This window comes from Amycolatopsis solani (genome assembly GCF_033441515.1).
Lineage (GTDB): Bacteria > Actinomycetota > Actinomycetes > Mycobacteriales > Pseudonocardiaceae > Amycolatopsis > Amycolatopsis solani.
In genome coordinates this window covers 682,044-702,040 of sequence record NZ_JAWQJT010000002.1, presented here as the reverse complement: position 1 = coordinate 702,040, position 19,997 = coordinate 682,044, and the positions used below count along the sequence as shown (strand labels likewise).

General features: G+C 70.3%; 17 protein-coding genes and 1 tRNA gene. 12 read left to right on the top strand and 6 right to left on the bottom strand.

Annotated elements, in window-relative coordinates:
* The first annotated feature begins 10 nt into the window (after window positions 1–10).
* The 4 genes from SD460_RS23850 (at window position 11) to SD460_RS23835 (ending at window position 5,180) form a co-directional block, all read left to right on the top strand.
* Window positions 11–2,101, top strand: coding sequence for an alpha-galactosidase (locus tag SD460_RS23850; protein ID WP_318306759.1), 2,091 nt, complete (start codon window positions 11–13; stop codon window positions 2,099–2,101).
* Between the two features lie 109 nt (window positions 2,102–2,210).
* Window positions 2,211–3,476, top strand: a complete 1,266-nt coding sequence (locus SD460_RS23845) for an extracellular solute-binding protein (RefSeq protein WP_290059938.1) — start codon at window positions 2,211–2,213, stop codon at window positions 3,474–3,476.
* Window positions 3,477–3,480: 4 nt separating this feature from the next.
* Window positions 3,481–4,374 carry a carbohydrate ABC transporter permease gene (locus SD460_RS23840; protein WP_290059937.1) on the top strand — a complete coding sequence of 298 codons (894 nt, stop codon included), beginning with the start codon at window positions 3,481–3,483 and terminating at the stop codon, window positions 4,372–4,374.
* Entirely contained in the window at window positions 4,371–5,180 is an 810-nt protein-coding gene (locus tag SD460_RS23835; RefSeq protein ID WP_290059936.1) for a carbohydrate ABC transporter permease, read from the top strand. Before SD460_RS23840 ends, SD460_RS23835 begins: the two co-directional genes overlap by 4 nt.
* A gap of 33 nt (window positions 5,181–5,213) precedes the next feature.
* On the opposite strand, the gene SD460_RS23830 is transcribed toward SD460_RS23835, so the two are convergent.
* Window positions 5,214–5,696, bottom strand: a complete 483-nt coding sequence (locus SD460_RS23830) for a GNAT family N-acetyltransferase (RefSeq protein WP_290059934.1) — start codon at window positions 5,694–5,696, stop codon at window positions 5,214–5,216.
* Window positions 5,693–7,330: an ABC-F family ATP-binding cassette domain-containing protein gene (locus tag SD460_RS23825; protein ID WP_290059933.1), complete on the bottom strand. Its 1,638-nt coding sequence runs from the start codon at window positions 7,328–7,330 to the stop codon at window positions 5,693–5,695. Before SD460_RS23825 ends, SD460_RS23830 begins: the two co-directional genes overlap by 4 nt.
* Before the next feature lie 305 nt (window positions 7,331–7,635).
* Here SD460_RS23825 and SD460_RS23820 point away from each other — a divergent pair, with 305 nt between their 5' ends.
* The 7 genes from SD460_RS23820 to SD460_RS23790 all read left to right on the top strand — a co-directional run bounded on the left by SD460_RS23820 (window position 7,636) and on the right by SD460_RS23790 (window position 16,650).
* A complete protein-coding gene (locus SD460_RS23820) occupies window positions 7,636–8,466 on the top strand; it encodes a PaaX family transcriptional regulator (protein ID WP_290059932.1) in 831 nt (276 codons plus the stop codon).
* A gap of 2 nt (window positions 8,467–8,468) precedes the next feature.
* A complete protein-coding gene (locus tag SD460_RS23815; RefSeq protein WP_290059931.1) occupies window positions 8,469–9,248 on the top strand; it encodes an enoyl-CoA hydratase/isomerase family protein in 780 nt (259 codons plus the stop codon).
* A 161-nt stretch (window positions 9,249–9,409) separates the two neighbouring features.
* Window positions 9,410–11,623: a glycosyl hydrolase family 18 protein gene (locus tag SD460_RS23810; protein WP_290059941.1), complete on the top strand. Its 2,214-nt coding sequence runs from the start codon at window positions 9,410–9,412 to the stop codon at window positions 11,621–11,623.
* Window positions 11,624–11,789: 166 nt separating this feature from the next.
* Window positions 11,790–12,962, top strand: coding sequence for an alginate lyase family protein (locus tag SD460_RS23805; protein WP_290059930.1), 1,173 nt, complete (start codon window positions 11,790–11,792; stop codon window positions 12,960–12,962).
* 118 nt (window positions 12,963–13,080) lie between these two features.
* Window positions 13,081–13,154, top strand: a tRNA-Pro gene (locus SD460_RS23800).
* A 240-nt stretch (window positions 13,155–13,394) separates the two neighbouring features.
* The gene (locus SD460_RS23795) at window positions 13,395–14,636 is read left to right on the top strand and encodes an ATP-grasp domain-containing protein (RefSeq protein ID WP_290059929.1); all 1,242 of its coding nucleotides are present in this window, start codon (window positions 13,395–13,397) and stop codon (window positions 14,634–14,636) included.
* Between the two features lies 1 nt (window position 14,637).
* Window positions 14,638–16,650, top strand: a complete 2,013-nt coding sequence (locus SD460_RS23790) for a hypothetical protein (RefSeq protein ID WP_318306758.1) — start codon at window positions 14,638–14,640, stop codon at window positions 16,648–16,650.
* On the opposite strand, the gene SD460_RS23785 is transcribed toward SD460_RS23790, so the two are convergent.
* From SD460_RS23785 to SD460_RS23775, 3 genes are read right to left on the bottom strand one after another with little or no spacing between them, the layout of a single operon-like run.
* On the bottom strand, window positions 16,647–16,991 hold the full coding sequence (locus tag SD460_RS23785) for a ClpX C4-type zinc finger protein (RefSeq protein ID WP_290059940.1): 345 nt from the start codon (window positions 16,989–16,991) through the stop codon (window positions 16,647–16,649). The two genes, SD460_RS23790 and SD460_RS23785, sit on opposite strands and share 4 nt — an antisense overlap.
* Before the next feature lie 41 nt (window positions 16,992–17,032).
* Complete coding sequence (locus SD460_RS23780) at window positions 17,033–17,422, bottom strand: hypothetical protein (RefSeq protein WP_290059926.1); 390 nt, start codon at window positions 17,420–17,422, stop codon at window positions 17,033–17,035.
* Window positions 17,423–17,475: 53 nt separating this feature from the next.
* Complete coding sequence (locus SD460_RS23775; RefSeq protein ID WP_318306757.1) at window positions 17,476–18,723, bottom strand: GDSL-type esterase/lipase family protein; 1,248 nt, start codon at window positions 18,721–18,723, stop codon at window positions 17,476–17,478.
* 131 nt (window positions 18,724–18,854) lie between these two features.
* Here SD460_RS23775 and SD460_RS23770 point away from each other — a divergent pair, with 131 nt between their 5' ends.
* The gene (locus SD460_RS23770; RefSeq protein WP_318306756.1) at window positions 18,855–19,136 is read left to right on the top strand and encodes a GerW family sporulation protein; all 282 of its coding nucleotides are present in this window, start codon (window positions 18,855–18,857) and stop codon (window positions 19,134–19,136) included.
* On the opposite strand, the gene SD460_RS23765 is transcribed toward SD460_RS23770, so the two are convergent.
* Complete coding sequence (locus SD460_RS23765; RefSeq protein WP_318306755.1) at window positions 19,133–19,975, bottom strand: GH25 family lysozyme; 843 nt, start codon at window positions 19,973–19,975, stop codon at window positions 19,133–19,135. The two genes, SD460_RS23770 and SD460_RS23765, sit on opposite strands and share 4 nt — an antisense overlap.
* Window positions 19,976–19,997 lie beyond the last annotated feature (22 nt).

The following is a 19,997-nucleotide window of genomic DNA, read 5'->3' as shown; positions in this document are numbered from 1 at the left end:
GATGGCCCGCATGGCCGGGATCAGCTTCCTCGACGACCACCGCACCTGGGTGCTCACCGGCGAAACCACCACGTACGCACTACGCCTCGACGAAGACGACGTCCCCACCCACGTCTACTGGGGCCCGGCCCTCACCCCACCCGAGGTCGTCGAGCTCACCGGGAAAACGCTTCCCCGCTGGGACGGCTTCAACGACCCGAACGAAGGCCTCGACGAACTCGCCGCGGACGCCGGCACCCGCTACTGGACGCCGGCCCTGCAACTGCGCTTCGCCGACGGCACCCGCGGTCTCGAATGGCGGTACGAAAGCCACGACAGCAGCGAAAACCACCTCGCGATCCGGTTCGCCGACCGCCACTACTCCGTGCGGATCACGCTCCACTACCGCTTCCGGGGCGACGTCCTCGAACGCTGGACCGAGCTGGCCGCCGACACCGACGTCGAGGTCGTCCGGGCCGACTCCGCGACCTGGGTGCTGCCCGTCCTCGAGGACTACCGGCTCAGCCACGCCACCGGCCGCTGGGCCGCGGAGACCCAGCTGCGGCGGACGGCCGTCCCGCACGGGGAAACCGTGTTCGGCAGCCGGCGCGGGATCAGCGGTCACCACGCCAATCCCTGGGTCATGGTCGACGACGGCACCGCCACCGAACGCCACGGCGAGGTCTACGGCGTCGCGCTCGCGTGGAGCGGGTCGTGGCGCCTCACCACCACCCGGGCCTCGACCGGGCGCCTGACCGTCAGCGGCGGCTTCGGCCAGGACGGCGTCGCCCACCGCGTCGGGCCGGGGCGGCCGCTGACCACCCCGGTCGCGGCCGGCCTCTTCACCGGCGGCGGGTTCGGCGCCGCGAGCCGCGCGTGGCACGCCTACACGCGCGAGCACGTCCTGCCGCACCCCGGCGAACTGCGCCCGGTGCTCTACAACTCCTGGGAAGCCACGGGTTTCGCCGTCTCCGAACCCGGTCAGCGCGCGCTCGCCGAACGGGCCGCGGCGCTCGGGGCCGAGCTCTTCGTGCTGGACGACGGCTGGTTCGGCGCCCGCACCGGCGACCACGCCGGGCTCGGTGACTGGCACGTCAACCGCGAGCGCTTCCCCGAAGGGCTCGAGCCGCTGGTGGCCGCGGTGCACGCGCTGGGCATGAAGTTCGGTCTCTGGGTCGAACCCGAGATGGTCAACCCCGACAGCGACCTCTACCGCGCCCACCCGGACTGGGTGCTGCACCACCCGCACCGGCGGCGGTCGGAACTGCGCAACCAGCTCGTCCTCAACTTCGCCCGGCCCGACGTCGCCGACTGGGCGCACGGCTGGCTCGACCGGCTCGTCGGCGACCACGGCGTCGACTTCCTCAAGTGGGACATGAACCGCCCGTTCAGCGAAGCGGGCTGGCCGGGCGAAGCCGATCAGGACCGGTTGTGGGTCGAGCACACCCGTGCCGTGTACGCGATCGTGGACCGCCTCCGCGACGACCACCCCGCCCTGCGGATCGAGGCGTGCAGCGGCGGTGGCGGGCGGATCGACCTCGGGGTGCTCGCCCGCGCCGACCAGGTCTGGACGTCGGACAACACCGACGCCCTCGACCGGCTCCGCATCCAGCACGGGTACAGCCAGCTCTACCCGGCCCGCGCGATGTCGGCCTGGGTGACCGACAACCCCGGCTTCGTCACCGGCCGCTCGGTGCCGCTGCGCTTCCGGTTCCACGTCGCCATGGCCGGCGTGCTCGGCCTCGGGGGCGACATCGCGCGCTGGCCGGACGCCGATCTCGCGCTCGCCCGCGAAATGGTCGCGCTGTACCGGGACATCCGGCCCGTGGTGCAGCGCGGCGCGCTGCACCGGCTCCGCCCGCCGCTCGACGACGGCCTCGTCGCGCTCCAGTACGTCCTCGGCGACCGGTCGGTCGTCTTCGCCTACCGGCAGGCCGCGCACTTCGCCGACCCGGACCGGCCGGTGCGGCTCGACGGGCTCGCTCCCGCTGAGCGGTACGTGGATCCGGACGCCGGGACCACGCACAGCGGCGCCGTCCTCCTCGCCCACGGACTGCACCTCGGCCTCCCGACCGGCGACTTCGCGAGCACGGTGATCCGGCTGAACCGAATCCCGCACTAGAGATCGGATCTATCGGCCACTCATCGACGGTTTCGCGCCTCCGAACCGCTTGACAGCCCGCCAGACGTCAGATCAAATGCGTCATACATCACATATGGTGGGAGGCTCGATGAGAAGGTTACTGGCGCTGGGCGCGACGGCGCTCCTGGCGGTGAGCGCGTGCTCGGTCGGCTCGAACGCCGGCGGCGGCACCGAAATCACGTTCCTGACCTTCGAGACCCCGAACCTCACCCCGGCCTACTGGGACGCCGCCATCAAGCGCGTCACCGACAAGAACCCGGGCATCAAGGTCAAGAAGCTCGTCGCGCCGACCGCCGACGGCCGGACGTCGTACGCGAAGCAGTTGCTGCAGTCCGGCCAGTTCCCTGACGTGCTGATCGCCGTCGACTCGGCGGGGTTCGCCGAAGCCGGCCACCTCTACGCCTGGACCCCCGGTGAGCTCAAGGACTTCGAGTTCCCCGAAGCCAACCCGGTCAACGGCAAGTACTACCAGCTGCCGGCGAACACCCAGACCATCCCGCCGGTCTACTACAACAAGAAGATGTTCGCCGACGCCGGCATCGCCGCGCCGCCGAAGACCTGGGACGAACTGGTCGCCGACGCGGGCAAGCTGAAGGACAAGGGGTTCGCGCCGTTCACCATCGGCGGCGGCAAGGACGGCTTCCCGTCGTCGATGATCCTCTCCGGACTGGTCGGCACCGAGGTCTACAACACCACGCCGGACTGGCTCACCCAACGCCGTCAGGACAAGGTCAAGTTCACCGATCCCGCGTTCCAGCACGCGTTCTCGAAGCTCGCCGACCTCGCCGCGAAGGGGTACGTGGACAAGACCAGCGTGTCCCGCGACTACGCGGCGACCGAGCAGGCGTTCCTCGACGGCAAGAGCGCGATGTACCCGATGGGCAACTGGTTCGCCGCGAACGCCGACTCGAAGAAGCACGACTTCGAAGTGGGCCTCTTCAACTTCCCCACCGAGGACGGCAAGCTCGTCGTCCCGGCCTACACCGGCGGCGGCATGATCGTGAACGCGAAGGCCGCGAACCTCGACGCCGCCAAGAAGTTCGCGCTCGGCTTCCAGCTGGACAAGGACCAGCTCGACGCGTCGGTCAAGGCCGACGGCCTGTTCCCGGCGATCAAGGGCTACACCCCGCCGTCCGACGTCGGGCCGACGTTCAAGGCGGGCTACGAGCTCTACACCGAGGCCGTGCGGCAGCACGCCATCGTGCCCGCGTTCCGCTGGGAGACCGCCGACGACGGGCTGCTGCCCGGCATGAAGGACAAGGTCGACCAGGCCGCCCAGGACGTCATCACCGGCCGCAAGCCGGTCGCCGACGCGTGCGCGTTCCTGGACACCGAGTGGGCGAAGGCGGGCTGACGCCTTGGCCGTCACCCGCAAGCCCGTGCTCCCGCGGGTCGGGCACTTCGCGTCCTTCGGCGCCCCGGGCGTGCTCGTCTACCTCTGCTTCGTGCTGGCCCCGATCCTGATCAGCTTCGGGTACAGCCTCACGAACTACAACCCGTTCGACCCGCCGGTGCGGTTCACCGGGCTGGCCAACTACCGGCTGCTGTTCTCCGACGAGCAGTTCCTCACCGCGCTGAGGATCACCACGATCCTGACGCTGATCGTGGTGATCGTGCCGAACGTCCTCGGCCTCGGCGTCGCGCTGCTGCTGGACCGGAAAGGCTGGCTGTACAACGCGTTGCGCAGCGTGTTCTTCACGCCGGTGATCCTCAGCTCGGTCGTCGTCTCGATCATCTGGTCGCGGCTGCTCGACGACGAAGGGCCGCTCAACACCCTGTTGCGGGCGCTGGGCGTCGAGCACCCGCCGGGCTGGCTGTCCGACCCCGACCTGGCGCTCTACTCGGTCGCCTCGATCGTCTGCTGGCAGCTGCTCGGGTTCTGCGTCGTCGTCTACCTGGCCGGGCTCCAGGGTGTGCCGGCGGAACTGCTGGAGGCGGCCGAGATCGACGGCGCCGGGCCGCTGCGCCGGTTCCGCGCGGTCACCTGGCCGCTGCTCGCGCCGTCGCTGACGATCACCACGGTGGTGCTGCTCATCTCGGCGTTCAAGACCTACGACTACGTCAAGGTGATCACCAACGGCGGCCCGGGTTCCGGCGCCACCGCGACGATCGCGTTCGACGTGCTGCAGACCGGCTTCGACGCCAACCACGTCGGCTACGCGTCCGCGATGGCCGTGCTGATGCTGGTGATCGTCGCGGTCGTGACGTCCGTCGTGCTGAACTTCCTCCGCCGCCGGGAGGTGGACCTGTGACCCGCCCGGCGGTCGCGCTGCTCGTCAGCGCGGTGTTCTTCGTCCCGCTGTACCTGGTGCTGGCCAACGTCTTCAAACAGGGCGACCTGATCGCGAAGGACCCGGCGGCGCTGCCCCTGCCGCCGACGCTGGCGAACGTCCACGCGGTGCTGACCCGCCCGGACGGGCTGTTCTGGGTCAGCCTGACCAACAGCGTCGTGGTCACCTTGTCGTCGATCCTGGTCCTGACGGTGCTTTCGGCGATGCTCGGCCACTACCTGGCGCGCTCGGGCAAGCGGTGGACGAAGGTGCTGACGCTGGTGCTGCTGGCCGGGCTGATGATCCCGCCGCAGGTCATCCTGATCCCGATCACGGACGTCCTGCGCGTGACCCACCTGATGGCGACGCTGCCAGGGCTGATCCTGTTCAACGTCGGCTACTACGTGCCGTTCGGGGTGTTCGTGTTCTCGGGCTTCATCCGCGGCGTCCCGGTGGAACTGGAGGAAGCGGCCCGGCTCGACGGCGCGAGCCGGCTGCAGGTGTTCTGGCGCGTGGTGTTCCCGCTGCTGCGCCCGGCGACGGCGTCGGTGCTGATCTTCCTGGGGGTGTGGATCTGGAACGACTTCATCGACCCGCTGATCATCCTCGGCCCGAGCCAGGGCACGACGATCACGACGGGCATCTACCGCTCGATCGGCCAGTACCAGGCCGACCTGGGCAGCGTGTTCGCCCTGATGTTCCTGGCGACGCTGCCGGTGCTGATCTTCTACCTGGCACTGCAGAAGCAGTTCGTCAAGGGCCTCACCGGCGGCGCGACCAAGGGCTAGAGGCGGCACTTTCGGCATGAAAGTGCCGCCTCTTCACAGGAACTTCACCATGGTGTCGGACTGGGCGGAACCCGCGCCGGTGACTTCGTAGCCGGCCGCGAGGTACAGCTGCCGCGCGAAGTTCTTCCGTTCCACGCTGAGGCTGATCCGCGCGATGCCCGCCTCCTGCGCGCAGGCCTCGATCGCCCGCAGCAACGCGCGTCCGACGCCGTGGCCGCGCCAGGGCGCCGCCACGCCGATGGTCAGCTCGGGGACGTCGGCGGCCACGAAGCCGTACCCCGGCTCGCCGGGCGGGAAGAAGCGGAGCCAGGCCGCGCCGGTCGGCTCGCCGCCGGATTCGGCGACCACGCCCAGGTCGGTTTCCCGCGGCCAGCCGGCGAGGTAGTGCGCGGTGCTCGGCATCGACAGCACCTCCCGGCGGCTCTTGGCCGGCCACTCGGGCGACCAATTCACCGCCTCGACGAGCATGTCGGCCAGGAACTCCCGGTCGGCGGCGGTCGCCGGGCGGATCGTCACCGCTCCCGGACCCGCCCGCCGTCGACCTCCAGCCGGCGCGTGACGTGCACGGCGTCCAGCATCCGGCGGTCGTGCGTCACCAGCAGCAGCGTGCCCGGGTAGTCGTCGAGCGCCGTCTCCAGCTGCTCGATCGCGGGCAGGTCGAGGTGGTTGGTCGGCTCGTCGAGCACCAGCAGGTTGACCCCGCGGGCCTGAAGCAGCGCGAGCGCCGCCCGCGTCCGCTCCCCCGGCGACAGCGTCGCCGCCGAGCGCAGCACGTGGGCGGCCTTGAGCCCGAACTTCGCCAGCAGCGTCCGGACCTCGGCGTCGGCGAGCTCCGGGACCTCGCGCGCGAACGCTTCGGCGAGCGGGACGTCGCCGAGGAACAAGCGCCGGGCCTGGTCGACCTCGCCGACCACCACGCCCGGCCCGAGCGCCGCGTTGCCTTCGTCCAGCGGGACCCGGCCGAGCAGCGCGGCCAGGAGCGTCGACTTGCCCGCGCCGTTCGCGCCGGTGATGGCGACCTTGTCCGCCCAGTCGACCTGCAGGTCGACCGGCCCGAGCGTGAAGCCGCCGCGGCGGACGACCGCGCCGCGCAGGGTCGCGACCACCGCGCCCGCACGCGGGGCCGCGGCGATCTCCATCCGCAGCTCCCACTCCTTGCGGGGCTCCTCGACGACGTCCAGCCGCTCGATCATCCGGTCGGTCTGCCGCGCCTTCGACGCCTGCTTCTCGGTGGCCTCGCTGCGGAACTTGCGGGCGGCCTTGTCGTTGTCGGGCTGCTTCCGGCGCGCGTTCTTGACGCCCTTCTCCATCCACGCGCGCTGCATCCGCCCGCGTGCTTCCAGCGACGCCTTCGTGTCGGCGTACTCCTCGTACTCCTCGCGCGCGTGCCGCCGCGCGACCGCGCGCTCCTCGAGGTACGCCTCGTAGCCACCGCCGTAGCTGTTGACCTGCTGCTGCGCCAGGTCCAGCTCGACGACGCGGTCGACGGTCCTGGCCAGGAACTCGCGGTCGTGGCTGACCAGCACGGTCGGCGCCCGCAGCCCGGCCACGAACCGCTCCAGCCGGGCCAGGCCGTCCAGGTCGAGGTCGTTGGTCGGCTCGTCGAGCAGGAAGACGTCGTAGCGGCTCAGCAGCAGCGACGCGAGCCCGGCCCGCGCGGCCTGGCCGCCCGAGAGGGACGTCATCGGCTGGTCGAGGTCGACGGCGAGACCGAGGTCGGCGGCCACTTCGGCGGCGCGGTCGTCGAGGTCGGCGCCGCCGAGGGCGAGCCAGCGGTCGAGCGCCGTCGCGTAGAAGTCGTCCGAGCCCGCTTCGCCCGCGGTGAGGGCTTCGGTCGCCTGGTCCAGCTCGGCCTGCGCCGCCGACACGCCGGTGCGGCGCGCGAGGAACGCCCGGACCGACTCACCCTCCCGCCGTTCCGGCTCCTGCGGCAGGTGCCCGACGGTCGCGGTCGGCGGGTTCAGGCGGATCTCCCCGCCGTCCGGTTTCGCGAGCCCGGCGAGGGTCCGCAGCAGTGTCGATTTTCCGGCGCCGTTGACGCCGACCAGGCCGACGACGTCGCCCGGCGCGACGACGAGATCGAGGCCGGAGAAGAGGGTGCGGTCACCGTGGCCCGCGGCCAGGTCCTTCGCGACGAGGGTTGCGCTCATGCGCACGCCTCGCTGACGCTCGGCGCGGCCTGAGCCGAAGGCGCAGTGTTGATTGATTCGCTCGCAAGCTCGCTCATGAGATAGCCGAGTCTACGGGCCCGTGGTGGACTGTCAGATCATGGTCAAAGCAACCGACTGTGTGTGTCCGGTGGCGCTTTGATCACTCAGTGTGGGTAACCTGTTCGGTTGTCAGTCCCGCAGCGCAGTGAGGTCGGTGAAACAGCATGGGCGAACCCGCTCCCCCGGTCACCCTCGGCCGAAGGCCGAAACCGAGGGAAGGCCGCCCGTCCGCGCCCCGGCCGACCATGAGCCGGCGCCGCGAGGTGAGCCACGCCAGTGCCCGGTCGCTGCTGATGACCGTGCTCGGCGAGTACGCGCTGCCGCGCGACAAGCCCGTGTGGACGTCGATGCTCGTCGAGGTCCTCGGCATCCTCGACATCGAGGAGAAGTCCGCCCGGCAGGCGCTGGCCCGCTCCGCCGCCGAGGGCTGGGTCGTCTCCGAACGCGTCGGGCGCCGGGTCCGCTGGTCGCTGACCCCGCCCGGGCGGCGGCTGCTGACCGAGGGCGCCGAACGGATCTACGCCTTCGGCCGCGAGCGGCCGCCGTGGAACGGGCAGTGGCTGATGCTGATCGTGTCGGTCCCGGAGGCCAAGCGCGACCTGCGGCACCGGCTGCGCACCCGGCTGACCTGGGCGGGCTTCGGTTCGCCGGTGGCGGGCGTGTGGGTCAGCCCGGACCTGTCCCGCCAGCGCGAGGCCCAGCAGATCGTCAGCGAGCTCGGCCTCGACGCGCAGGCGATGTCGTTCACCGCCGCGTACGGCGAGGTCGGCGAGCAGGAGTCCATGGTCGCCCGGTCCTGGGACCTGACCGAGCTCAAGGACCGCTACGAGGACTTCATCGACCGGTTCACCGGCCTGCACCCCACGGGCGGCCGGGCGGTGCTGCGCGCGCAGACCGAGCTGGTGCACGAGTGGCGGCGGTTCCCGTTCCTCGACCCGCAGCTGCCCGCCGAGTTGCTCCCGGCGAAGTGGAGCGGGACGAAAGCCGCGGAACTGTTCCATCACAAACACGTCGACTGGCGGCCGGAGGCCCAGCAGTATTGGGACGACATCGTCGAAGCCGAAGAAGCAGGGTGAACATGACTCAGCAGGTCCGCCTCGATCGTGACGGCGGGCTCGCCGTCCTGACCGTCGACGCTCCGCCGTTGAACCTCTACACGGCTTCGCTGCAGTCCTCGTTCGCCTCGGCGCTCGACTCGCTGGAGGCGGCGCCGGCCCGGGCCCTGCTCATCCGGGCCGAGGGGAAGATCGTCAGCGGCGGCGTCGACGTCTCGCTGTTCGACGCGCAGGGCTCGCCCGCCGAGGCGAAGGTGCTGTTCGACGAGATGCTCGCGGTGCCGGACCGGATCGCGGCCCTGCCGTTCCCGACCGTGTTCGCCGCGCACGGCCTCTGCCTGACCTGGGCGTTCGAGGTCGCGGTGGCCTGCGACATCATCCTGGCCGCCACGCGGGCGAAGTTCGGGCTGGTCGAGAAGGTCGTCGGGCTGACCCCGACCATGGGCGGGACCCAGCGGCTCGCTTCGCGGGCGGGCGTGGGCCGCGCCAAGGAGTTCGTCATGACCGGCGACACCTATGACGCGGCCACGCTGGAGCGCTGGAACGTCGTCAACCGCGTCCTGCCGGACGAGGGCTTCGCCGAGGCCGCGCGGTCCTTCGCGCAGGGGCTGGCGGCGGGCCCGACCCGCGCGCACGCGGCGACCAAGCGCGTGCTCGACCACTACTCCGCCGGCGGCGTCCCCGAGGCGAACGCGCACATCACTTCGATCGCGGCTTCGCTGTTCGACACCGAGGACCTGCGCGGTGCCGTGAAGTCGTTTCTGGCCGACGGGCCGGGCAAGGCGACCTTCTCGGGTCGTTAACCGTCCGTTCGGACGGCGGTTGCCGCCGTTCGGGCCTGCGCGGTTCTCCCCGCACCGGGTTACATTCGATGTGGTCTAGACCACGTCGTCCCCGCCCCCGTGCCGTCTGGAGAACCGCCATGAGACGCACTCCCGCACGACTACGCTCCGCGCTCGCCGCCTTGCTGATCGCACTCGGCGGCACCGCGGCCCTCGCCCCGCCCGCCGCCGCGGCCGGTTCGCTGACCGCCACCCTGGCGCTGAGCGGCACGACCGGCACCTACACCGTCGCCAACACCGGGACCGCCTCGGTGAGCAACTGGGCGATCACCTTCACGCTGCCCGCCGGCGTCACCGCGTCGACCGGCGAAAACGGCACGGTGACCCAGAACGGCACGCAAGTCACGCTGACCCCCGCGTACTACATCGCGACCCTGGCGCCGGGCCGCAACACCTACCCGTACAGCCCGACGTTCCGGCTCAGCACGGCCGCGACACCCACGCAGTGCCGCGTCGACAACGCCAACTGCGACGGTTCACCGGACACGCCGCCGGGTGCGCCGAGCGGCCTCCGGCTGGTGACCAAGACGACCAAGACGGTGGCGCTGGCTTGGAACGCTTCCGCGGCCGGGTCGTTGCCGGTGACCGGGTACGACGTCTACCAGGGCGCCTCGCTGGCCGTCTCGGTGACCGGGACGAGCGCGACGATCTCCGGGCTGACGCCGGGCACGGCGTACTCGTTCACGGTGAAAGCCAAGGACGCCAAGGGGAACACGTCTCCGGCGAGTGCCGCGCTTGCGGTGACCACGAACAGCCCGGCCGACGACACGCAGGCACCTTCGGCCCCGACCGGGCTGCGCTCGACCGCCGCCGACTCGGGCAGCGTCTCCCTGGCCTGGACGGCGTCGACGGACAACACCGGCGTCATCGGCTACGACGTGTACCGCGGATCGGTGCTGGCCACGACGGTGACCACGACGTCCGCCGTCGTGACCGGGCTGGCACCGTCCACTTCGTACACGTTCACGGTCCGGGCGCGCGACGGGTACGACAACGTGTCCGCGCCGAGTGCCGCGGTGACCGCGCGGACCGGGGACATCGTCTCGGGCTACGCGAAGGTCGGGTACTTCGTGCAGTGGGGCATCTACGGGCGCCAGTACTTCGTGAAGAACCTGGAAACCTCCGGCGCGGCTTCGAAGCTGACGCACCTGCTGTACGCGTTCGAGAACATCGACCCGGTGAACCTGACGTGCCTGTCCGGCGTCACGAAGGGCACCACGGCGAACCCCCAGGACCCCAACCAGGGTGACGGCGCGGGCGACGCCGAGGCCGACTACTCGCGGCCGTTCTCGGCGGCGCAGTCGGTGGACGGCGTGGCCGACACGGGCTGGGAGTCGTTGCGCGGCAATTTCAACCAGCTGAAGAAGCTCAAGGCGAAGCACCCGAACCTGAAGGTGCTGGTGTCGCTGGGCGGCTGGACGTACTCGAAGTACTTCTCCGACGTCGCGGCCACGGACGCGTCGCGCAAGAAGTTCGTCTCGTCGTGCATCGACACGTGGCTCAAGGGCAACATCGCGGCCTACGGCGGCGCGGGCGGCCCGGGTACCGCGGCCGGCATCTTCGACGGCATCGACCTCGACTGGGAGTGGCCGGCGAGCGCCGACGGCCACCCGGGCAACCACTGGAGCCCCAACGACAAGGACAACCTGACCGCGCTGCTGGCGGAGTTCCGGACGCAGATGGACGCGTACGGCGCGACGACGGGCAAGCGGTACCAGCTGCACGCCTTCACCCCGGCGGACCCGAACAAGGTCACGTCCGGGTGGGACCTGTCCCGCGTTTTCAGCTACCTGGACGTGGCGAACGTGCAGGGGTACGACTTCCACGGTTCGGGCAGCGACAACTCCTGGGAGCCCAACCGCACCGGCCACCAGGGCAACCTGTACGCCGACGCGGACGACCCGTACCCGTTCCACTTCAGCGCCGAAGCGGCGATCAACGCGTACACGAACGCGGGCGTCGACCCCCGCCGCCTGACGCTCGGCCTGGCCTTCTACGGCCGGGGCTGGCAAGGCGTCGCGGCCGGCGGCAAGAACGGCGAGTGGCAGTCGGCGACCGGCGCGGCACCGGGCCAGTTCGCCGAGGAGGCGGGAACGCGCGGCTACGCGAACCTGGTGGCGAGCGTCCCGGGCTGCACGGTCTACCACGACACGGCGGCGGTGGCGACGTCCTGCTACACCGGCAACGGCGGCCAGTGGTGGACGTTCGACGACGCGTGGTCGATCGGGCTGAAGACGACGTGGCTGAAGCAGCGCGGCCTGCTCGGCGTGATGGCGTGGGAGATGTCGGGTGACACCGGCGGCTTGATGAACGCGGTCAGCGCCGGACTCGGTTAGGTTTATTCAGCCCGCTGAACGGAAAAACGCTCTTCCGTTCAGCGGGCTGAATCTTTCCTTCATATCGCGAAGAAAGGCCGTTTCCTCCTTGACTCCTGGTGGTCTGGACCATGAAACTGGGCGCAGCGCGCAGGGGATCCAAGACACCGTCGTCTCGAGGAGAGCCATGTCCCGCTTCCGCAGAGTTTTCGCTTTGGGTGCACTGATCCCGCTGGCACTGGGGCTGATCGCCACCCCGGCCCCGGCCGCCCCGGCGACGTTCACCCACCCCGGCGTGCTGGTGAGCCGCCCACAGCTGGACTTCGTCAAAACCCAGGTGAACGCGGGCGCCCAACCCTGGAAAGCGGCGTACGACCAAGCATTGGCGAGTTCGTACGCCTCCCTGTCCCGAACCCCGAAACCCCGCGCGGTCGTGGAATGCGGCTCCTATTCGAACCCGAACTACGGCTGCACGGACGAGCGCGAAGACGCGATAGCGGCGTACACGGACGCCCTGATCTGGTACATCTCCGGCGACGCCCGCTACGCCCAGAAGGCCATCGCGCTGATGGACGCGTGGTCGGCGACGATCACGAGCCACACCAACAGCAACGCACCCCTCCAGACGGGCTGGGCCGGCTCGTCGTGGCCCCGAGCGGCGGAGATCATCAAGTACACGTATTCGAGCTGGCCGAATTCGGCCCGCTTCGGCACAATGCTGCGGAACGTGTACCTGAACAAAATCATCAACGGCAGCAACAGCAACGGCAACTGGGAACTGTCCATGATGGAGGCCGCGGTCGGCATCACGGTGTTCCTGGAGGACAAGACGAACTTCGACAAGGCGGTCACGCGCTACCGCAACCGAGTGGCGGCGTACGTGTACCTGTCATCGGACGGCTCCCTCCCGAAGACCGTTCCCGGCAGCGGCCTCTCGACCCGCGATCAGATCGTGGGCTACTGGCAGGGCCAGTCGACGTTCGTGGACGGCCTGACCCAAGAGACCTGCCGCGACTTCACCCACACGGGCTACGGCATCGCAGCGATCGCGGACGTGGCGGAGACGCTCCGCATCCAGGGCCAGGACGTGTACGGAACGGACGTGGGCGAGCGCCTCCGCCAGGCCCTGGGCTTCCAGTCGAAGTACCAGCTCGGCACGGCGGCGCCCTCATGGCTGTGCTCGGGCTCGCTGAAGCTGGGCCTGGGCCCGGTGACGGAGGTGGGCTTCAACGCCCTCCACACGCGGCTGGGGATCGCGATGTCCAACACGCAGACGCTGACGGAACGCCAGCGCCCGGCGGGGTCGAACAACCTGTTCTTGGCTTGGCAGACGCTGACCCACGCGGGGAACCCGGCTTGATCTTGGGGTCCGGTCCGCTTGGCCTGTTTCCGCAGGTCAGGCGGACTGGGGACCCTGCTTGCAGAGGGGGTTGAGGGGCACGCTAGAGTACTTCTCACGCACTCAGCGAGTGCGGGTCCGGGCTGTGGCGCAGTTTGGTAGCGCACTTGACTGGGGGTCAAGGGGTCGCAGGTTCAAATCCTGTCAGCCCGACCGGATCGGCCACGTTCACTCAGGTGGACGTGGCTTTTCATTTTCTGGCCTCAAGCAGCCCCCGAGCGACCGTGCTCGGACACCACGTGTGCCCGTAAGCACAAGGAAAAGCCGGCGTCGACCACCGGCACCACCCACCCCTCCCCCGCGGCTTCTCGATCGGCGGACCCCACCTACCTGCCGGTACGGTTGGCCCACGATCGATACCGACACGTACGCGCCGAACCGGAGGAATGGTCCATGCCGCAGCCCGAACCGGCCGCGAAGAATTCTGACAAGGGGCATCTTGCTCTGCTCGGGTGGAGTCTCAACGCCGTTGAGGCTCTCGACCGCTTCGATCGGCGCTATCTCGTCGTGGCGCCCGAGTGGGCCGAGGAATACTGCATCGAGCACGACATCCCTTACGTGCCCTGGAACTTCGAGCGGCTCAACGACCGGTCCCTCGAGATCGCCGAGATCCTGCGGGACAAAGGCGTCGACGTCGCCATCCCGCTGTTCGAAGAGACCGTCGAGTGGGCCGGGGCCATCAACTCCGTGCTGCTCGACAACCCCCGGCTCTTCGGCCAAGCCATGCTGTTGCGGGACAAGGCTTTGATGAAACGCCGTGCTCAGCTCGGCGGGATTCGGGTCGGGATCTTCGAAGAGGCGCACGATCGGGATGACGTCATCCGCTTCCTCAAGCGCGTCAACCAGACGCTGCTCAAGCTGGACGGCGACCCCAACGATCCCATCCACCTCAAGGCGTTCGACAAGGCCGGCTGTCTCGGGCACCGCGTCATCCGGACGCCCGACGAGATCGACATGATCCCGGACGACGAGTTTCCCGTCCTCATGGAATCGCACCTCGACGGGTGGGAGTTCGCCGTCGAAGCGTGGATCCACAACGGGAAGATCAAGTTCCTCAACATCTCCGAGTACGTCACGCTCGGGTACTCCGTGTTCGTCCCCGCCACGTCCGAACTGGAAAAGTACCGGCCGCAGATCACCGCGCAGATCGAGAAGCTCATCAAGACCTTCGACATCGAGTTCGGGTTCGTGCACCCCGAGTACTTCGTCACCAGTGACGGCGAGATGTACTTCGGCGAGGTCGCCTACCGGCCGCCGGGGTTCAAGGTGTTCGAACTGCTCGAGCGGGCTTACGGCTTCAACGCCTACCAAGGGCTCGCGCTCGCCTTCGACCCCAAGACGACCGAGGAAGAGATCGACGCCTTCTTCCCGCGGGAGGTCGTCGACGCGGCCGGGGTCGCGGGCTGCTTCGGCGTCTACCCGCGCCGGCGGGTCGTCAGCGAGCTGCGGATCCCCGAGCAGACGCAGGACGACGACTACTACGAGTCGCACGACCTCTCGGCCCCGCTGGAAGAAACCGTCACCAAGCGGACCGCGTTCGGCACCCACTGGGGTCTGCTCTACTTCTTCGGCGAGGACGCCTACCGCATGCGGGATCTGCTGAAGGAGCAGGAAGAATACGATTTCTACGTCTGATGTGGACCGAAACGTTGGGAAACCCGTGACGCTGGACAAGCGAGTGGACGCGCTCGACGACGCCGTCCGGGCGCTGGCCGAGACCCGCGACTTCGGCAAGCACACGAAGCTGCGGCGCGTCCTGGAAGCCCTGCGACGGGTGCTGCTGCAGCCGGGTGGTCCCGCCGCGATCCAGGCCAGGGCGCAGGCGCTCGAAGAGGCCGGCCTGTTCCTCGGCACGGACTGGGCCACGCCGGAGATCCTCGTCCCGTCGCTGGTCGGCCCCGGGCTGCGCAGCGAGAACGCCGACACCGTCGTCATCGAGGCGACCAGCGAGCTGCGGATGCTCGCGGTCGCCCGCGGTGACTTCGCGCACCCGACGCTCTCCGCCGACGACGCTCGCCAGTTCCTGTCGCAGGTGCTGGCGATGAACCTGGAACTGCTGTTCACCCCGCCCACCGAGGCCGAACGGGTGCGGCAGGGCCGGACCGCGCAGCTGATCCGGGACCTCTTCCGGCACGTCGCCGACGAGGTCGGCTACGACAGCGTCCTGGACGAGCTGGTCGACGAGATCTGGCGGATCTTGCGCCAGCGCCCGATCCAGGTCGACCAGGTGCAGTCGCTGATCACCCGGATCGCGATCTACCGCGGCGATCCGGACGTCGCGCTCGGCGCGTCGTCCGGGCAGGGCCTCGACCGGCTCATCACCAGCCTCTTCGGCACCACCGAGGCGTGCCGCGAGGACCCCGGGGTCGACGTCTTCCGGTCGCGGCTGGAGGCGATGGACACCGTCGCCCTGCAGTACGAGGCCACGGGGTTCGCCCGCGCGATGCACGACACCGGCCTGGTGTCGCCGTACCACGCGGAACTGCTGCGGTTCCTGCGCTACGAGAGCGACTACCTCCTCGGCGAGGCGCTCGGCCTGTCCGAAACCGGCCGGAACTGCCTGCTGCGCTACCGCGACCTCGTGCACCGGCTGATCGAGGTGGCCGTGCACCCGCAGACCGCGCAGTGCAGCTACGGGCTGGCCCTGCTGCTCGACCGCGGCATCCTCTACGAACCACCGGTGGTGCCGGCGCTGTGGCGCCAGCTGGCGCTCGAGCTCGCCCCGGCCGCGCGGAACCGGCTGACGACGGTGTTCGGCGACCGGCCGGCGCCGGAAGCGCGGCTGGTCGCCGGGGTCCTGTCGATGCTGGGCCAGCCGCTCGGGGTCGGGCAGGGCGACAACCCCACGTGCCAGTCGGCCCGCGCGCTCTCGATGTGGGCCTACAACGACCCGGACTACCTGCTGCAGATCGTCGCGTGGGCCGCCCGCGACGACGAGGTCATCATGCACTTCGAGGGACAGCCGATCTCCTCGAAGGACGCCGACCCCGGGCTGGCCACCACGCCGCCCGCGGACCTGGATCCGGTGTCCCTGCTCGTGGTCCCGCACCTGGACCGGATCTACGCCGAGATGGGACGCCGGTGCGTCGGCCGCCCCGGGGACCCGCACCGGTGGGTCAACCCCGAGTTCCACGGGTGGTGGACGGCTCGCGGCTTCCGGATCAACGTCGACGTCGCCACCGGGCAGCTGATCGACCTCGACGACTTCTACCGGCACTTCCACGCGAGCTACCACCCGGCGTACAACGGCGGGCAGCCGCTGATCCACCCGCAGCCGGCCGGCGTCGCCGTGACCGACAGCGCGGCGCGGTACGTGGGCTGGCACGCGATCACGATCCTGCGGGCCGCCCCGGATCCCCACGACGTCATGCGGGTGTACTTCTTCAACCCCAACAACGACAGCGGCCAGGACTGGGGCGACGGCGTCGTCGTCTCCACCGCGGGCAACGGCGAACGGTTCGGCGAGGCTTCGCTGCCGTTCGACCAGTTCGCCTCGCGGCTCTACCTCTTCCACGTCGACCCGCTCGAACGCGGGGATCCGGAAAAGGTGCCGGCCGAGGACGTGACGCGGATCGCCGGCTACCTCGAGCGCAGCTGGGGAGCCGACCGGTTGACGGCCGAAAGCTTCTCAGCGGCGCAAGAAGGCTAGCCCTCCCCCGAAAACCGCTCCCACGCCGACTGGCGGGTCATCCCCAGCGCCTCGCCGATCTGCGCCCAGGTGCCGCCCAGGGCGCGCGCCTTGCCGACCCACGCCGCCAGGTTCTGCTGAACTTGGGTGCTCGCCGCCGCGACCGGGCCGAGGTTCTGCAGCACCTGCTGGAGCGGCAGTTCGTGTTCCCAGGGCGCGATGTGCGGCGCGTCCGCCGGTTTGCCGTCGATCGCCGAAACGCACAGCTGGACGCAGCCGTCGCAGATGAAGACGCCCGGGCCGCCGATCAGCGTCTCCACCTCCGTGTTCGGCTTGGCGCAGAACGAACAGCGGGCGATCACCGCGGTAGTAGTCAACAGCCGACCTCCTGTCAGGCGCGACCTTACAACCGTAAGGCAGCGCCTGACAAGAGGAACGAAGCCGTCCACTCGGCCAGCTCGGTGAACCGGCCCGTCAACTCCTCGATCTCGGCCCACCGGCGGTGTTCGCGCTCCAGATCCGGTACCAGGAAGTCCTCCACGAGCAGGAGCAGCGTCGCGATCTCGTACGCGACGTCGGCCAGCTGGAGGAACGGCCGGTACTCCGCTTCGGTGCCCGGCCCGTGGGCCACGGCCCAGTCGCGGGCACCGTGGCCGGCCGAGCGGCACGCGCCCACGAGACGGCGGCGGAGCTCACCGCGGCGGGAGTCCGGCTGCCCTTCGGTCAGCGGGGCGAGGTTCCAGGCCACCGACAGCAGGCAGCACCCGGCGTCGTCCATCGAGTCAGCGATCACACGGCGTACTCTGCGGACCCGCGCGCACAGTTCCGCCGCTCCGACTCGCCCGGTCAGCCCATCGAGTGACGAACCGGCCCGGATCGGGTGAGCATCGGCAGCGAGACGAAATCGGCCAGTGCCTGCTGGCCGGCGGCGTTGGCGTGGATGCCGTCGCCGTTGTCGTAGGCCGGCAGGATGCTGTTGGGCTTCAGCGGGTCCTTGAGCACCTGGTCGAAGTCGACGACGCCCGAGCACGCACCACCGCACGTGTTCCAGCGTTCGACGAACGAGCCGATCTCGTGCCGGGCGAGGTTCGCCGCGTCGCCGTAGCCGGGCCGGGGCGTGCTCGGCGTGACGTACACCGCGATGCCCGCCGCGCGCAGGCGCTGGAAGACCGCGCGGTAGCTGTCCAGGATCGTGGCCGCGTCGCAGCCGTACGCGAGGTCGTTGGTGCCGTAGTAGTAGATGACCGACGTGACGCCGTGCAGCGCCAGGACGTCCCGGTCCAGCCGGCTCTGCGCGTCCAGGCCCGCGACCGACGGCGGCATGCCGGGACAGGACGCGGCACTCGTCGTGCCCGAGACGCCGGCGTTGGCCACGGCGAGCGGCGCGGCCGCGGCGACGATCCGCCGCGCCAGGTCGTCGGTCCACCGCCGGTCGGCGCCGAGCTGCGTGCAGCCCGGACCGCAGTTCGTGCTGCCGATGCCGTCGACGACCGAGCTGCCGAACGGGACGACGGTGCCCTTCAACGCCGTGTTGTGCACGTCGACCGCGCTCACGACGTAGGTGGTGCCGACCGTGCGCGTGTAGGCCGCGCCGCCGGGGTCCGCCGCGTGGTCGCCCGCGCCCGGTTCGGTGAGGTAGTTGTCGCGCAGGGCCGCGCCGTGGCGGCCGGGGACGGCCGTGCCCTCGACGGACATGCTCACCGCGAGGTTGGTGTCCGGCCGCGTGACGAGCTTCGTCTCGTCGCTCCAGACTTCGCCGCCCACCGGGATCGTGACGCCCGCGCGGCCGGCGAACGTCAGCGGCCGCGGGGCCGTCACGGCGGCGCCGCCCGCGCTCGGGCCCGCGGTCGCGTGCCCGATGGTCAGCGGCGTGGTGCCGAAGGTGTTCTGGAACCGGACGCGGACCGCGTCCCCGCCCTGGCTGAGGTGGGTGATCATCCGCAGCGACTGCGCGGACACCGGCGCGTCGGCCCGCCCGTCCTGCGACTGGGCCCACGACGTGAACCAGGCCGGCCCGGCCCCGGCGGCACCCGGCGCCGAGGCGACGACGGCCGCGGCCACGGAAAACGCGGTCAGAAGGGCGATCCTGCGCACGGCGCCTCCTTTGTCCTTTGAGGACAGTCGACGGCGACGGCCCCGCAGCCGATCGTAAGCAGCCGATCACCGGAACGACAGGATCCTGTCCGATCTTGTCAACGGCGGCGGGTGTGCAGTTCGATGGCGGCATGGAGCAACCACTCTTCGGCGAGCCCGTCGAAACCCCGGACGGCACCACGGTCATCCCGCTCAGCCGCCCGGTCGGGGTGTTCGTCGTCCGCGACGGCCAGGTGAAGTGGGAACCGGCCGTCGACGCCTCCCGCGTCGCGCTGCTGGCGGTGACGACCGGCCTGGTGGCCGCGACGCTGGGCACGCTCGCGGTGCTGCGCCGGCCGCCGTGGCCGGACCTCGCCGAGCGGACCGTCGAGCTGCCGCAGCGGGCCCGGTTCCGGTTCCGCCGAAGCCGCTAGGCGCCGCCGGTCGCCGCGCCCTTGGCGAGCGCCTGGACCCGGCCGAAGGGGCCGTTGTAGTAGTTCTGGTCCCCCGGCAGGCCGCCGCCGCGGGCGAACTGCCAGATGCTCTGCTTGTCCCAGCCCGCGGGCAGTTCGCCGACGTCCGGGCCGTAGCGCGCGAGCCACAGCGGGTTCGTGTTCCCGAACCCGGACGCGTTGCCGGTGCAGCGCTTCCACCACGCCGTGCTGGTGTAGATCACCGCGCTGCGCTTCACCTTCGCGAGGTACGTGCGGGTGAAGTCCGCGATCCACGCCGTCATGTCCGCCGCGTTCTTGCCGTAGCAGGTTTCGCCGTACGGGTTGTACTCGATGTCCAGCGCGCCCGGCAGCGTCGTGCCGTCGGCGCGCCAGCCGCCGCCGTGGGCGATGAAGTACTCCGCCTGCGCGGCGCCGCCGGAGACGTCCGGGCGGGCGAAGTGGTAGGCGCCGCGGATGATGCCCGCCGCGTGCGCGCCGTCGTACTGCTGCGCGTACTGCGGGTTGACGAACCCGGTGCCTTCGGTCGCCTTGACGTAGGTGAACTGCGCGCCGGCCCCGGCCGCGGCGGCCCAGTCGACCGGGCCCTGGTGCCCGCTGACGTCGTGGCCGAGCGTCTGCCCCAGGTCGTCCACGCGCGGGGTGCCTTGCACGCCTTCGTGCAAGGCGATCTGCGTGCCGGCGTAGTTCGCGTCCGCCCGCGAGTAGTCGGGGGCGGCGGCCGCGGGCGGGGCGGTGACGACCGCCGCGAGCGCGGCCAGCGCGCCCGCTCCCGCGAGCCGTGCCCGCCACTTCGGTTGTTCGGCCAGGCTTCGGCTCATCCGGGCTCCGATCTCGGTACTG

Bases quoted from the DNA above. Each gene is read 5' to 3' on its own strand.
- SD460_RS23845 (WP_290059938.1), top strand. From the start codon at position 2,211: ATGAGAAGGTTACTGGCGCTGGGCGCGACGGCGCTCCTGGCGGTGAGC.
- SD460_RS23825 (WP_290059933.1), bottom strand. From the start codon at position 7,330: ATGAGCGCAACCCTCGTCGCGAAGGACCTGGCCGCGGGCCACGGTGAC.
- SD460_RS23795 (WP_290059929.1), top strand. From the start codon at position 13,395: ATGCCGCAGCCCGAACCGGCCGCGAAGAATTCTGACAAGGGGCATCTT.
- SD460_RS23820 (WP_290059932.1), top strand. From the start codon at position 7,636: ATGAGCCGGCGCCGCGAGGTGAGCCACGCCAGTGCCCGGTCGCTGCTG.
- SD460_RS23770 (WP_318306756.1), top strand. From the start codon at position 18,855: ATGGAGCAACCACTCTTCGGCGAGCCCGTCGAAACCCCGGACGGCACC.
- SD460_RS23805 (WP_290059930.1), top strand. From the start codon at position 11,790: ATGTCCCGCTTCCGCAGAGTTTTCGCTTTGGGTGCACTGATCCCGCTG.
- SD460_RS23815 (WP_290059931.1), top strand. From the start codon at position 8,469: ATGACTCAGCAGGTCCGCCTCGATCGTGACGGCGGGCTCGCCGTCCTG.
- SD460_RS23850 (WP_318306759.1), top strand. From the start codon at position 11: ATGGCCGGGATCAGCTTCCTCGACGACCACCGCACCTGGGTGCTCACC.
- SD460_RS23765 (WP_318306755.1), bottom strand. From the start codon at position 19,975: ATGAGCCGAAGCCTGGCCGAACAACCGAAGTGGCGGGCACGGCTCGCG.